This is a genomic window from Streptomyces sp. NPDC033177 (genome assembly GCF_055577715.1).
In genome coordinates this window covers 210,810-224,875 of sequence record NZ_JBVIPS010000009.1, presented here as the reverse complement: position 1 = coordinate 224,875, position 14,066 = coordinate 210,810, and the positions used below count along the sequence as shown (strand labels likewise).

The window sequence follows — 14,066 nt, the reverse complement described above, 5'->3', positions numbered from 1 at the left end:
TTCGGCCCCATCCACCTGCCCGAAACCCCCTTGGAGCGTCAAATGAGCGTCGGCGACTACGTCTAACCAGCCTCTCGGGGTCGGACCGGCTACGGACCTCTCCGTCGATCTCGGCAGACGGGGGCGACCAGCGTGAGGGGACCACCGATGCGCCCGGCAGCCACTTGCGCCCTGCACCTTGTGGAGGGCCAGCTGGTAGTCGCTCTCCAAGGTGGGCACGGCAGCAGTCTCTCCCTCGTCGTGGAGTCCGGCACCCAGAGCCCTTTACCCACGGGCTACGAGACGTAGGGTCAGGCGGGCATCCATGCTTTCCCACGCATCAAGTACCGCTTCATGGGCTCCCGGCTGGAGATGCGCATAGCGCTCGGTTGTCTGGTAGTTCGCGTGTCCGAGCAAGTGCTGGACCTCGTAGAGCGAGACCCCTGTCTGGACGAGCCAGGAGGCGCACGTATGGCGCATGGTGTGGGGCGAGTATTGCGGTACGAGCCGATGCTCACCGGCAACGTCGAGGTAGTAGGCGTTGCCCAGGGCCGGCCACCAGGTGTACCGGCGCCAGTTCCCGTCGTTCAACGGACGTCCGGCACGGCCTCTGGTGAGTGTGGTGAAGACCAGGTCATCGGAAGCGAGTCCGCGCATGTGGCACTCGAGCGCGTCAAGGACGTAGGGCGGGAGCGGGACTTCACGCCGGCTTTTCGCCGTCTTCGGGTACGGCTGGACGCCGTTGCCCGTGTTGACGTCAGCGACAAGCAAGCGGGATCGATGACGGTCGACGCTGCGACAGCGGAGCCCGGTGAGCTCGCCCCACCGCAGTCCGGTGTAGAAGCCCAGCAAACACATGGTGCGCCAGGCCGACGGTAGTGAGCGCAGCACACTCTGCGCCTGACTCGGCGTGAACCATTGCGGCGGGTGGTCCGGAAGGCGTGGCAGCGTGATGCGTCGGCATGGGCTGATCACAAGTAGGTCATCGTCGACGGCCGCGCGCAGCACTGACGACGTCAGCTGGTACGACCGTCTGACAGCGGACGGCCCCACCCCCTTGTCAGTGAGCAGGCGAATCCACGTCTGCACGTCGATCCGCTGGATGTCCCTCAGCTGCCAGTCCGCCCAGTACGGCAAGACGTGGTTCCTCATTACGGACTCGTCGCCCCGCAGCGTGCGCGGGGCGACCACCCTCGCGTTCCACCAACGTGTGTGCCAGTCCCGAAAGCTGACCGCGCTTCCCCTCGGATCCCGACGGCCACGAATGCACACACTCGCCTCTCCCTCGAGACCCCATGCCCGGGCCTGCGTCCTAAACGGGAACGTCGCGGAGAAGCGCCTACCCGCACCATCCCTGACCGTAGCCTGCCAATTGCCCGATCTCAGCTTCCGCAGATACAGATGAGCTCCTCACCTAGTGGCCGCGCCAGCGTCAGCAGCTCAGCCCCACCATGAACCTTCGCCAAGACCGATACGCCGGAGCCGGCCGTCTCAGGCGCCAGATCCCTCAGATGCCGTCAAAAACCACCCGGATCAACACGGCGGGGCACAGGTCGTCTGCGCCAACTCGCTGTTCGACTCTGCGACCTTTTCGATCGCTCCTCACAGAGCTGGCGTAGCCCTCGCCCCTCGAGCGCGTCATGTATGAGCATCCCGACCTGATCGGCCCTTTATGCGCGACGACAAGCGTGGTAACGCTCGCGGTTCTCACTCTCACCTCGGTGCGGACGACCGCTGGCTTGGGGCTACGACTGGTGGATTCCCTGAAGTGGGACAGCGAGACACACAGGAAGGCAGACCGTAGCAGGCAGCGGTCATAGCAGCGCAGTTGCGCAGGGAGGCACGCAGCGACTGCGGGGATAAGGCTTCCGCGTCGGCGGCGTGCCGCCACAGGACCCACTCGGCGTAATCCGATGTCCAGCGAAGCAGCTCGATCTCGGCCCATCCCCAGTACCGACGATCAGCGCCGCCTGAGGAGCAGGGAGACGAAGCTGCCGACGAGTAGCTGCGCAGTGCGCCAGCCCCGCTACCAGCAGCTTGGACGCTGACGAGGGCGGTGTCGCCGACACTCAGACGGGGAGCTGTGACTCAGCGACCGCACCCGTCACGACATGGCCCTCAGAGACTGGGGAGGACGGCGAGTCATACCGCAAGCACCTTCGCCAGTACGGACAGCGAGACGTCGAGGAGAAGCTGCGGGAACGCTGGTTCTCCCGAATATTCACCCCAAATCGCGCTGCCCACTGCTTCGTCGGCAACCTCGCAAGCACCCCAAGACGTTCATGCTGCTCGGCCTGTTCTACCCGCGCCGCGACATCGTCGAGAACTACCAGGAAGAGCTGTTCTCGCTATAGCGGCGCCGCACAGTTTGGTCCGTCCGCCCTCCCGGGCACCCGGGCTCCCGACCGTGTCAGCTCCGCCTTCATCGCCGACGGACATCGGTGAAGCCGGGGAATCGCGCCAATGCCGCCGCATTGCGCAGATGAAGGAGCGCAACGCACTCAACCCGGTGTACCAGTCCCAGCCTCGAAGGCACGTCGAGCGAGCTCACCGCCCAGTCCTCCGGTGGATCTTCAACGGGCAGGTAATCGCCCATCAACGGCAGGCCCCGGTGATCGCTCCCCTGCGCCAATGGCACACCGTATGGACCGCACCTCGCTACGCGCGAGATGAAACCGCACATCTGACGGAAGTCCAGCAGCAGATCCACGGGCGGCGCGCGGTCGAGCAGCAAACCCGCGCGGCAAGGATGCGCGCAGAAGAAAAACGTGACCGGCAGCGGATCGGCGCCCACAGGTCCGATGATCACCAAGCGGCGCCCTGCCAGCAGTCACGGCAAGCACCGTTGCAGCACTAGAACGACGACTCAGCAGCAACATCGGCACGCTTGCGACCCTCTGTACCTGCTACTGAAACCCCGCGACTGGCAGTGCAGGAATTTATGTCTCACATCAAATCCGTCAAGACAGCATCTCGCGGAACCTTGAACGTTTTTGTCAAACGGGTGTCGATCGTCGGCGTGTCTCTATATAAGGGCCGCAGGGTTCATAACACCTGTAAGGCAAACAGACTGACGGCGGTCTCAAATGCGGCGTTGCCTATTTCAGGCCAGATGGAAGCAGCGCCAAAATGCCAGGTCAAGAAGATGTGGATCACGGAGTCCCGAGCCCCGTTAGGCATTTCCCGTCGCGATGTACATCGACCCGCGGCTGACATTGGCCTACCTGCCAAAAAATTGCTCGCACAACTCTGCAGCGCAGGCATAGTGTGCGCTGAAAGTGACCGGAGGGTATTTCTCATGCTCCCGCCAGCGCTCGCTCTGGGGCCTCGATCGGGTGTTAACGGAACTTGGATAGAGACCAACAACTTGCGAACCAGGGCGCAATCAGCCCTGGGCTTTCCTTTCTTCAATTTCTGACAGCAGATTTATTAGCCCCCTCAAGGGAGAGACATGTCGCTCAAGCAGGCGCTCTTGCTGTTACTGGCATCAGTCTTATTGCTGTGCACTTACTCGCCAAACGCCTTGGCGGACTCTGACGCAACACGCAAACAAACGATTGATATTTCCGTACCGCATGGTCTTTCAACCAACTCGCGACTTACAGAAGAGGAAAGGAGGAAAATATCCGCATACGCATCTGAAGCCCCGCGTGAATTGGATGCTTCCGCCCCTGGAAGCATGCAATTTTGCTGGGACAAGGTCAAGGAAACCGGTCTGTCCGATATCCTTTTTGACCATTTCACCTGGTGCAAGGTGAGAACCATGGAGTTAGCGGATATTGAATGCACCAACGGAAGATGTGAGGTAGTGGGGGTGATGCAGTGGCGGGTTTCCCTGTTGGGACTCGGGAACCAGGGAAGCTCTACGGCGGAACGGAAGATGCAGATATTCCTACTGTTGGATAACCCCGTAGTCGTGAGCGGAAACCCGCGCGGAAATGCGCGACTTAAGGCCGAGGCGTTGTGTTCACCCATAAATTCCACAGTTGGCTGTGGGCAAAGCTCAATGAATGGGCGAATCGACTCATTGGATGCCTGGAAATTGCACGGAAGTGCGTTGTTTGACTTTCAGTCGAACAGTACGGATCTGGTCAAGTATAACTTCGACATAATGCTTAGCTTGCCAGATCAGCCGGTGCGAGATGACACTCATGACACCATCTCAGGAGTGAAGTTCCGCTGTGACTCAGAGGCAGATGTGAGTGGCCACGGCTGCGTTTTTCTGGACGCGGTACCCATTTGGAGGCTCACTGCAGATACGGCGGTAAAAGAGTCAGCCGATCTGATCTGGACAGCTCAGAATCGGCCTATCGATACGATTCCCCGGTCGCCCAAGGTCAAGAAAATCCCCGGCTCCATCAAAAGCAATAATCCTCTGACTCGCTTACCTGAGTCTCTGAAGAGTAAAAATCATGCTAAGTCGGTAGCGGCGTGCAAGCTCTACCGCGGCAAAGGATATACGCGCGGAGGCACGTGGGATTGTGACGAGTATCCGTTTCAATCGACACGGGAAGGTTCCTACTGGGGGGACGCCGCGAGGGAGGCTACATCTCATTTTGCTGTAGAGGCCATGCCGAGCGGGCCTAACCGGACCGCAGGCGCAAGACTCGGCGCCTTCTACAAAACGCAGCGAATTCTCTACGAGGATAAGTTCTTTGTCCATGTAGTTACTGCTTCGGGCGGTGACTATAACGGCCCGGACAAACCGAGCGGTGCTGCCGCTCCCGTTCAATACAGCCAGTGCCAGTCCTCCAGCATGCTGGAGGCTCAGCAGACTGAGAGGAATGCTTACCCTGAGGACCTGTTCAACAAGTACGCGTCCACGACGCGTGATGGGTGGACCGGTGGTGACTCTACGTACTCAGTCACCCTCCCTGACGGCCGCCGGCTATGGCTATTCTCGGACACCTTTCTTGGGCCACTAGATTCCGATGGAAAACGCCCAACGAGCGCACCATTGATCAATAGCTCCTTCGTGTCTCAGGTTGGCGATAATTTGACCACCATTACGGGCGGGAGCAGTAGTAGCCCCAAAGCTATTATGCCGCCTCCCGCAGAGAACCATTGGTATTGGCTCGGGGACGGGCTGATTACGACAATAGATGGGAAGAAGTACCTACAAGTCATTTTCCACGAGTGGCATAAGTTTGGCCCTGGCAACTGGGACTTCAGGTTCGAAAAGGCGATGGTAGCCACGTTCGATCCTAATAGCCTTTCAGAACCCGAGTGGATCGAACCGCTTCCCGCAGATGCAGGCGTCCAATGGGGAGCTGCGGTTATGTCCGCCGAGCAAAGCGGCGATGGCTACTCATACATCTATGGCGTAGAGGACGCTAAGATCAACAAGGGGATGCGAGTCGCCCGTGTCAAGGGAACGAATCTCGCTGATGCCAGCAAGTGGCAGTATCTGAACACTGGAAGAAGCCAATGGATGTATGGAGAGACCGAGGGCGACAACGTCACGCGAGGGATTGCCAATGAGTATAGTGTGACGCCTCATAAGGGAAGTTACGTCCTTGTCAGCCAGGACACCACTCAGGCGTTCAGTGGAAAAATTCGGATGTGGACCGGCTGCGACCCGTTCGGCCCATTCGGCTCTTGGGACGGCCATGACGAGGTTTACCGGATGCCTGAACCAGGACCGATACCATTCGGGGACTGTGTCGCCGGACAGGAGGACGGTCGTTGCTTCTCGTATAACGCACACGTCCACCCATCCTTGGCCTCAGGAGACCGCTGGACTCTGTCGTATAACGTGAATAATTTCGACAACCGCGTCACGCCCGATGGTGCACACTATCGAGATCCGACCATCTACAGACCTCGATTCGTATCCTTCAAGCTGGTCTCCTCTAACGTCTTGAGGAAAGACGCAAGGCTCAACTTCTCGGCAACGACTCCTTCTATGGCGCAATGCAGGCCAGAACGCCAGCCGCGGGCCGGGGTGCTGGCGATGCCACCCGGACACCCCTGCCCCTAAGGGGCCCGGCCCAAGCCGTCTGTGTGTGGTGTGTGGTGTCTGACTCCCGCCTCTCAGGTCAGACACCACACACATTCGTTTGTTTAAACCTCATAAAGCGTGATAGGCCGCATACTTAAACGTCATCGCTAACAGGCCGCTGCGACTGCGGTGCGCCCCATCGTCAACGACTGGCACGGCAGGCTGGCAAGCAAGCGCGCTGCTGCTCGCCCAGCAGAACGGTGTACACAGCTGCTCACGGAGTGGAATCATGAGGTCCATGTCTTCGCCGCGGATTATTCAGGCATGGAGTCGCATCGACGCATGGCTGGTCGAGCAGGCTCCCGTTACCTTTGCTGCCCTTCCGCAGCCAGCAACTCACGAGCAAATCGCCTCTGCTGAGCAGCAGATAGGGGTGGCGTTCCCTTCGGATCTCTACACCTCTTTGCGATGCCATAACGGAAGTGGGGACGTTGAAATCTTGCCAGGTCATACGCTGTTGAGCGCCGAACTCATTGCAAACGATTTCTTGTTGGCGGCCCAGATTTCTCGTGACCCATATACAGATACATATGTGAATATGCAATCACCAGAATGGGTTCCTATATCTGGAGATGGCGGTGGCTCCCACTACGTCCTCGGTCAACTAGGGGGGGATCAGCCTCGGGTTGGGTTTCGCAACGAGCTCGGAGACCTTGACTTCACTGAAGGCGTTATGGGCTCTTGCATTTCAGATCTGCTTGAGAAAGCAGCAGGCGCACTAGCAGCGATGGAATTCCTTGATGACTTCCGGCCAGTCGTTGTCGATAGGGAGCTGGAATGGGAGATGGAGTGATGCGCTGCGGACGGGGCACTCCATCGCCACGCGCTCGGAAGCAGCAGAGCTAGCGGTTGGCCAAAGCTCGTCGCCTTAGAAGATGTGCTGATTGGCGCTGACTCGTTGTCTTGCCATGGGGATAGTCGGGCGGTTGGTGCCTGATGGATTGTGGGAGATCTTTCTGAACGTGGCTCCGGTATCGGGCGACGGCGGTGCGATCACCGTGCGGTACTGGCGGCGATCATCTTCGTTGCCACGTCGGGCTGTGCCTGGCGGCAGTTGCCGCCAGTGTTCGGGGCTTCCTAGCAGACAGCCCATCGACGATTCACGGGCTGGTCCAGGGCCCGGGTATGGGCCAAACTGCACCGCGGCGTGCTCGATGAGCTCGGCTTCCGTGGCGAGTTGGACTGGTCGCGATGCGCGCTCGACTCGGTCAGCGTCCGCGCGGTCAAAGAGGGCCCTGACCGGACCGAATCCGACCGATCGCGGCAAGATGGGGTCGAATATTCACATCATCTCTGACCACAACGGGCTGCCGATCTCGGTCGGCGTCTGCGGCGCCAATCTCCACGACAGCCAAGCCTTGGTGCCGTTGATGCAGGGCTTCCCTCCGATCCGCTCCCGCTACGGCCCCCGACGCCGCCGCCCGGCCAAACTGCACGCAGACAAGGGTTACGACTTCGACCATCTGCGCAACTGGCTGCGCCGCCGCAGATCGTCTACCGCTTCCACTGCGACGACTCCCACTGCACCGGTCACGACATAACCCTCAGAGACTGGAGTGAAGAGCCGGGCCGAGGTGGAGAAGTTCGTGGAGGACTTCTTACTGAACTTGAACTCGTGATGTCGGGCCTGCCGCGAGGCGGTGGGGCCCGGCTGGCGGCTTTCCCAGGACGCGGGAGTACGAGGATGATGTCCGCGTGATTCGAGACCTGCCGCCGTTGCCCTTGCCCCAGTACGTCGTGGTCCGTATCGGTTGCTCACCAGAGGTGCCCAGTGAGATCGCCGCCGACCTGCGGCAGATCGGCGTCCCGGCGGGGTTGATCGGCTACGAGTACCAACCGTTGACCGAGGCGGCAGTCCTTGGCGGGATCCACGAGGGCGGGTTGGTCGCCTTCGGGACCAGCGGCCTGTTTGGGCCCATCGCCATCGATGTGGCTTCGCGTCGTATCGTGCACATCCCCATAGCCGAGTCTTCGACCACCAATCACGTGAACAGAGACTTCGAAGCCTTCCACCGGTGCGTCGCGGCCGCCATCGCCCGCTTCCCGTTCTACGAAGAAGGCGAGGAGGACAGATTTGACAAGGCGACGGACGACCTGCGCGAGCTACTTGCCACCCTCGATGACACCGCGCTCGCACACAACGGGCTATGGGAGACCCTGTGTGACGACGTCGCGATGGGCGGCTACGCGAACTGGGAGGACTGAAGCACGTCAGCCCTCCAGCATCAGGCTCGTGGCCGTCAGGCAGTCGTCTACCAACTCCGGTCGGTACTGGATCCTTTTGAGGCGACGCTTCATGGCTCGGGTGATCTGGCTCAGGTCTGCGGCCGCGAGGTTGTCGATGTCGCGTTTGACCAGCGACCAGACGCCCTCCTGCGGGTTCAGGTCCGGGGCGTAGGTCGGTAGCTGGAAGACAGTGAGCCAGGGGTGTTGGTCTCGAAGAACTCCCGTAGCGGCGCGACCAGGTGCATGCGCAGGTTGTCCCACACCAGGACGATCGGGCCGCCGAGCTGGACATGGGCGCGGATGATCAGGTCGCGGTAGTCCTTCCAGCCGAAGCCCTTCGGTTCGTCCTTGCGGCCCCGGTACTCGCGGACCGCGTAGATCAGACGGGACCGCTCACCGGGCTTGTAGCAGGTCATCCCCGCGATCGAGACGCGGCCTGAGCCGCGTCCGCGCACGCGGACGACCGGGGTGATGCCCTGGCGGCCCCAGGTTCTGGCACGCGGCGGCGTCATCGACTGGCCGGCCTCGTCCTCGAAGACCACCCAGGCGCCGTTCACCGCCGCGGTGCTCTTACCCGCGGCCACACCTCCCGCTTCCACAATTCGACCGCGTTGTCGTCGCGCTCGATCGCGCGCCGGGCGGGCTGCTGCCAGGACCAGCCGTGCCGCCGCAGCAGCCGCCATGTGCCCTCCACGGTGTACGAGACGTGGAACAGGCGGCCGATCATCGTCTTGACCCGGGCCAGCGTCCACCGCTGGTCGGCCCATCCATGGTCCAGCGGGCCGCGCTCCAACTCCCGCTCCAGCCTGGCTATCTGCGTCTCCGACAGCCGAGGCTGGCCAGGCGATCCCTTCGACGTCACCCCGGCCCGGCCCTCCTCGCGCCACTGGCGCCGCCAGCGTTCCACCGACCGCTCCGAGACACGCATCGAGGCAGCGATCTCCCGGTTCTTCCCGCCGGCCTCGAAGCCAGTCACGGCCTGGAGCCGGACCAGCTCTCGTCCGGCCCTTTCGGCGTCGGTCAAGCCACCGCCCTGCGGATATCTCACCCCGCCAGGACTACCGAAGCCACCCGCGCGCTGTCCGACGAGCAGCCCGACATCACCCGATCAAGTTCAGTAGCACAGCTCAAGCGGTAGACAGCGCAGAGCCTCCACCAACCGGCAGGGGCTCCAGTACGCCCAGGTTCAGTCGTCTCCCGCTTGGGGGGCAGGCCGGGCCTGTCGATTTACCTCGCCCCGAGGAGCTAGCGCCGAACACGGCCGTTTTCGGCCCCTCGGTTCTGAGCCTCTCAGCCGGAGGCATCATGAGATAGACGGCTCGCCCCTCATGGAGTGACGACGACGAGGGGTGCCCATCCGCTGCTCCCGGTAGTCAAGTAGACGGTCAGACGGCGATGTTGACAGCCGACCTTGCCGTGCAGTGCCGTCGGCGTGATGGTCGGCAGATCGCCTCGGCCTACGCCTCATGGCTGTCAAGTACACGCTTTTAGGCCAGGCTTCCGAATGGCATGGACCAGTATCGAGTGCGGCACGTAGCGTCGCTCGGGCAATCTCAGCCGCCGCGGCTAGTGGCGGACGTCAACAGTTGGAGACAACGACGTGACCGTTGAGATCTACTCGACCGACACCGACTCTGGGCAGATCACCGTTATCCGCAAGGACGGGCCCTCCGCGCATGAGGTCCGCAAGGAGATCTCCGTTGGTAACGCCCCGCGCGGTAGCGTGAAGTTCACCCGTGACGGCCGTGGGTTCGTGTCCAACACCAGCACCAACACCGTGTCGGAGCTGGACGCACTGACCCGCCGCGAGGTTGCACGCATAACCGTCGGCTCCGGCCCGCGCGGCCTGGGCATCGTGCCGGGCGAGCGGTACCTGCTGGTGTCCAACTCCGGCTCGAACACGGTGTCCGTCGTGGACCTGGAGTCGCGTACCGAACTCACGCAGGTCGCGGTGGCCCGCGACCCGAGGCACATGGCCATCAGCAAGGACGGCCGGTACGCGTACGTGTGCATCTGGGGCTCCGGTTACATCGCCAAGCTCGACCTGAGCGGCCTGGTGGACGAGGGCCGGCCGGAGACGATCCGGGAAATCGCCCGCATCCACATCGGGGAGGACTCCTTCCCTTACAGCCTGAACATCGACCGCGCCGGCAAGCGGGCCTATGTTGCCTGCAACGCCATCGCGGCCATGCCCGTGATCGACCTGGAGACGGACAGCGTCATCGCCAAGGTGCCGGTCGTGAGCGACGGCGGTCGCGCGGTGGCCTTCACCGCCGACGACCAGTTCGCGCTGCTCACCCTGGAGCGCACCTCTGTGATCGCCGTGGTCGACACAGACGAGCTGAAGGTGACCCGCAACATTCCGGTCGGGCCGGGTCCGCGCGGCATCGCCGTCGACGCCAACGACGGCACCGTCTACTGCGGCATCTTCGCCCGCACCATGCCTGATGACGACCAGCTCGAGTTCAAGTTCAGCCCGCACAGCCTGACCGTGGTCCACCTCGACGGCGTCGACTTGTCCCTGCCCGCCGAGGAAGGCGGCCAGGTCCAGTACGACGAGATCAAGGTCGGCTACGGGCCGTGCAGCGTCTCGGTGTTCGACGCCTCCCAGGTCTCCTACGACGAAGGCAAGCTCAACGAGGCCGCCGCCCAGCTCGGCCAGGGCGCTGCCACCCGCTGAGCGGGCCCCGCACAGTTCGCCCATGTGACACCCGGCCCCCGCACACATCGGTGTGCGGGGGCCGGCCCGCTCAGAAAGGTTCCGGTCCTTTGCCCGTAGAAGTCCCCTTCCGTCAGATCCAGCCCTGGGCAGTAATGCCGAGCAAATACACCGTGGACAGGCAGCGCAGCCGCGGTGATGCCGCGGTCTATCGCGACAACTTCCGCTTCGTGCGCGCCGAGCGGCGTCCCGAACACTGCGCGCCGTGGGTGATGGGCCGGGAACTGGGCTGGCAGGTGCACAGCCCCGTCGACATCACGTTCACACCGCTGGACCAGATCGAGCTGGACGGGCTGAGCGAGCCGGAAGCGGCCGGGCGGGCCGCCAACCGCACCGAGCTGTGGCAACGGGAGAAGACCCACCTGGCCGTCGACAAGACCAGCTGGCTCCACCTTCACCAGTTCCAGACCCCGCGCGGCTGGGAGAACATGTTCCTGGTCAACGGTGCGGGCACCGTCGAGTGGCGCCTGGGCTGGACTGCTGATGTGCCGCGTGGCTACTTCCTGCTCATCCTGCCCGAGGACGGCCCCGCAGGGCTGGATATTCCCGTTGGCATCCTCAGCAGCTCGATCACTGCCCGCATGGCCAAGGAGCACGGGCTGAGTATCGCCGTGAAACCCACCGCGAACGTGACCATCCGCCGAGGGCAGCCGATCGCTCGCATCGTGCTGCTGCACGCCGACTCTCTCCAGGCCCAAGGCCGCATGCCGGATCTGGCGGAGACGGACACGGCCCGTGCTTGAGCTCTCCCTGCACCAAGCCCGCACCATCGCCGTTGCCGCCCAGGGCCTGCACACTGCAACAACTCGGCCGAGCGACAGGGATGTTCTGCGTGAACTGGGCTGCATCCAGCTCGACACGATCAGTGTCGTACGGCGATCCCACGAGCTGGTACAGCTGGCCCGCAGCATCCCGGTAGAAGAAGCCCAGCACCTGATCGGGCACACCGACCCGCCTGTCCTGTTCGAGTACTGGGGCCACGCCGCCAGCCTGCTCCCCCTCAGCTCGTGGCCGCTGTTCGCCTTCCGACGCCGCCACTACGCCGCCAAGGGCTGGAATGGCCCCCCGGTCGACCCAGAGGCGGTCAAGCACGTCCGCGCCCAGATCGCCGACCGTGGGCCGCTCACCATCAGCGACCTGGGCGGGGCGAAGGGAAGCGGCTGGGAGCGTTCCTCCACCGCCAAGTGGGCCCTGGAATGGCTGCTGGCTACAGGCGAACTCGCCTGCGTTCACCGCCGCGGGTGGCAGCGCGTCTACCAGCACGCCGCCGCCATCATCCCTGATGAGTTGCTGCATGCGGAGCCTGACGAGACGGAGTGCCTGCACGCCCTGGTGCTCATCGCCCTGCGAGCACTGGGGGTGGCCACCGCCGGAGATGTCGCCGACTACTTCCGCCTCTCGCCCCGCAAGGTGGCCGCCTGCCTGGCCGACCTCGAGGAGGCCGAGCCAGCCCGGGTCCAGGGGTGGACGGAGCCCACCTGGGTAGCACGAACCGCCCTGAGTCTTCCCCCGGTGGATGAGGAGGCGTGCACCCCGCTCTCACCCTTCGACTCCCTGATCTGGCACCGGCCCCGCATGCAGCGCCTGTTCGGCGTGGAGTATCTGCTGGAGGCGTACAAACCCGCGGCCAAGCGGGAATGCGGCTACTTCGGCATGCCCATCCTCGTGGGCACCGCTCTGGTCGGCCGCATCGCAATCCGTGCGAGCAAGGGCGCCGCCACCGTAGAAGGCCACCAGCTCCTCGACGGCCACGACCTCGCCCATCTCGACGACGCACTCGCCACCCTTTGCCGGTGGGCGCAGGCGACCAGCACCGCTTCCCCCACCCTGTCCCCATGGCATGTCGGAGCCGCCCTGTGAGCGACACCACCACCCCCAGCTACCGCGCCACCCTCGCTGTCCCCAAAGCCAAGTGGGCCCTGGCCCTGGGCATCTTGAGCCGGCTGCCCTCCGGCCTGATCCCCTTCGCCGTGTTGATCTCCTTCACCAAGCACCACGGCATCGGCATCGCCGGCCTGGCCACCGGCGCCCTGCTGCTGGCCATCGCCGTCCCCGGACCCGCCCGGGCCCGCTGGTGCACCAAACACGGCGCCGCCGGACTAATCGCCATGACGCTGGCCAGTGTGCTGCTGTTCCTGGCAGCCGCAGCCCTCACCGGCACCGGGATCTGGCAGATCCCCCTGGCTGTCACTGCGGCAGCGGGCGCGCTCTTCCCCCCGCTCACCCCGAATCTCCGCGCCATCTGGTCCCGCCTGATGCCGGACAAAGACCATCTGCAGCGCATCCACACCCTCGACTCCATCGTCGAGGAACTCACCTTCGTAGCCACCCCCCTGCTGGGCACCGCCGCGATGGCTCTCATCGACGCGCGGTGGGTGACAGCTGCCGGTGCACTCCTGCTTCTGCCCGCGGTCCTGGGCGTTTCCGCCGTCCTAAGCACGCTCCCGACCCCCGAAGATGAAGAAGACCCATCGAGCAGCGGGCCAAAGACCCGCAGCCGCTCCCTCATGCGTAGCCGTGATGGTCAGGGCATCATCGTGCCCGTCATCGTCCTGGGCCTGTGCGGCGGCGGCCTTACCGTCATCATCCCAGCCGCCACCGAGAACTTCTCCGACGTCATCTCCTCCGGCTACTCCTTCGCAGCCTTCTCCCTCGGCGGCGCCATCGGCGGTCTTCTCTACGGGCGCAAGACGTGGGTCGCCTCCCTGAGGGCCCGCTACGCGGCAGCCACCGGCGCCCTCGTGGCAGGAGCACTGGTGCTGGCAGCCCTATCCGCCTCGCCCCTGACCATCCTGGCCGTCTTCTGCGTCGGCCTGCCGATGACCCCCATCTTCGTCATCGCCTACCTCCTCGTCGACGAACGCATCGACACCCAACGTCACGCCGAAGCCAACGCCTGGCTCGGCTCCGGATACAACCTCGGCTCAGCCGTCGGCGCCGCCCTCAGCGGCCAGCTCCTCAGCCTCACCGGTCCCCGCGTCGTCGCCCTATGCCTCGCCGCCGTCGCAGCCATTGCCACCGCCATCGCCCAACGGCTGCCCCGCGCATCAGCCCGTTCCTCCGAAAGCCACGGTGATGACTCTGCACAAGAACAGCCGAAACCCACGGAGACGTACGACGATATGACACACCAAGGATGAA

Annotated in this window: 9 protein-coding genes and 2 pseudogenes; 8 read left to right on the top strand and 3 right to left on the bottom strand. The window is 63.5% G+C overall.

What is annotated here, in order from left to right:
- Positions 1–264: 264 nt before the first annotated feature.
- A complete protein-coding gene (locus ACZ5U5_RS29565) occupies positions 265–1,251 on the bottom strand; it encodes a tyrosine-type recombinase/integrase (protein WP_469027521.1) in 987 nt (328 codons plus the stop codon).
- A gap of 1,150 nt (positions 1,252–2,401) precedes the next feature.
- Positions 2,402–2,773, bottom strand: coding sequence for a hypothetical protein (locus ACZ5U5_RS29560; protein WP_469027518.1), 372 nt, complete (start codon positions 2,771–2,773; stop codon positions 2,402–2,404).
- 657 nt (positions 2,774–3,430) lie between these two features.
- Between ACZ5U5_RS29560 and ACZ5U5_RS29555 the strand changes: the two genes are divergently transcribed.
- The 4 genes and pseudogenes from ACZ5U5_RS29555 to ACZ5U5_RS29540 all read left to right on the top strand — a co-directional run bounded on the left by ACZ5U5_RS29555 (position 3,431) and on the right by ACZ5U5_RS29540 (position 8,185).
- A complete protein-coding gene (locus tag ACZ5U5_RS29555; protein WP_469027516.1) occupies positions 3,431–5,959 on the top strand; it encodes a NucA/NucB deoxyribonuclease domain-containing protein in 2,529 nt (842 codons plus the stop codon).
- Positions 5,960–6,218: 259 nt separating this feature from the next.
- Positions 6,219–6,773 carry an SMI1/KNR4 family protein gene (locus tag ACZ5U5_RS29550; RefSeq protein ID WP_469027514.1) on the top strand — a complete coding sequence of 185 codons (555 nt, stop codon included), beginning with the start codon at positions 6,219–6,221 and terminating at the stop codon, positions 6,771–6,773.
- A 115-nt stretch (positions 6,774–6,888) separates the two neighbouring features.
- A pseudogene (locus ACZ5U5_RS29545) lies at positions 6,889–7,467 on the top strand (IS5 family transposase); the annotation flags it as partial.
- Between the two features lie 208 nt (positions 7,468–7,675).
- On the top strand, positions 7,676–8,185 hold the full coding sequence (locus tag ACZ5U5_RS29540) for an SUKH-4 family immunity protein (protein ID WP_469027511.1): 510 nt from the start codon (positions 7,676–7,678) through the stop codon (positions 8,183–8,185).
- 6 nt (positions 8,186–8,191) lie between these two features.
- Here ACZ5U5_RS29540 and ACZ5U5_RS29535 read toward each other — a convergent pair.
- Positions 8,192–9,254: pseudogene (locus ACZ5U5_RS29535) on the bottom strand (IS630 family transposase).
- 552 nt (positions 9,255–9,806) lie between these two features.
- On the opposite strand from ACZ5U5_RS29535, the gene ACZ5U5_RS29530 reads away from it, so the two are divergent.
- The 4 genes from ACZ5U5_RS29530 (at position 9,807) to ACZ5U5_RS29515 (ending at position 14,065) form a co-directional block, all read left to right on the top strand.
- The gene (locus ACZ5U5_RS29530) at positions 9,807–10,886 is read left to right on the top strand and encodes a YncE family protein (RefSeq protein ID WP_469027509.1); all 1,080 of its coding nucleotides are present in this window, start codon (positions 9,807–9,809) and stop codon (positions 10,884–10,886) included.
- Between the two features lie 152 nt (positions 10,887–11,038).
- Entirely contained in the window at positions 11,039–11,668 is a 630-nt protein-coding gene (locus tag ACZ5U5_RS29525; protein ID WP_469027507.1) for a hypothetical protein, read from the top strand.
- Positions 11,661–12,785 carry a winged helix-turn-helix domain-containing protein gene (locus ACZ5U5_RS29520; protein ID WP_469027504.1) on the top strand — a complete coding sequence of 375 codons (1,125 nt, stop codon included), beginning with the start codon at positions 11,661–11,663 and terminating at the stop codon, positions 12,783–12,785. Before ACZ5U5_RS29525 ends, ACZ5U5_RS29520 begins: the two co-directional genes overlap by 8 nt.
- Positions 12,782–14,065 carry an MFS transporter gene (locus tag ACZ5U5_RS29515; protein WP_469027501.1) on the top strand — a complete coding sequence of 428 codons (1,284 nt, stop codon included), beginning with the start codon at positions 12,782–12,784 and terminating at the stop codon, positions 14,063–14,065. The genes ACZ5U5_RS29520 and ACZ5U5_RS29515 overlap by 4 nt, the downstream gene beginning before the upstream one ends.
- Position 14,066 lies beyond the last annotated feature (1 nt).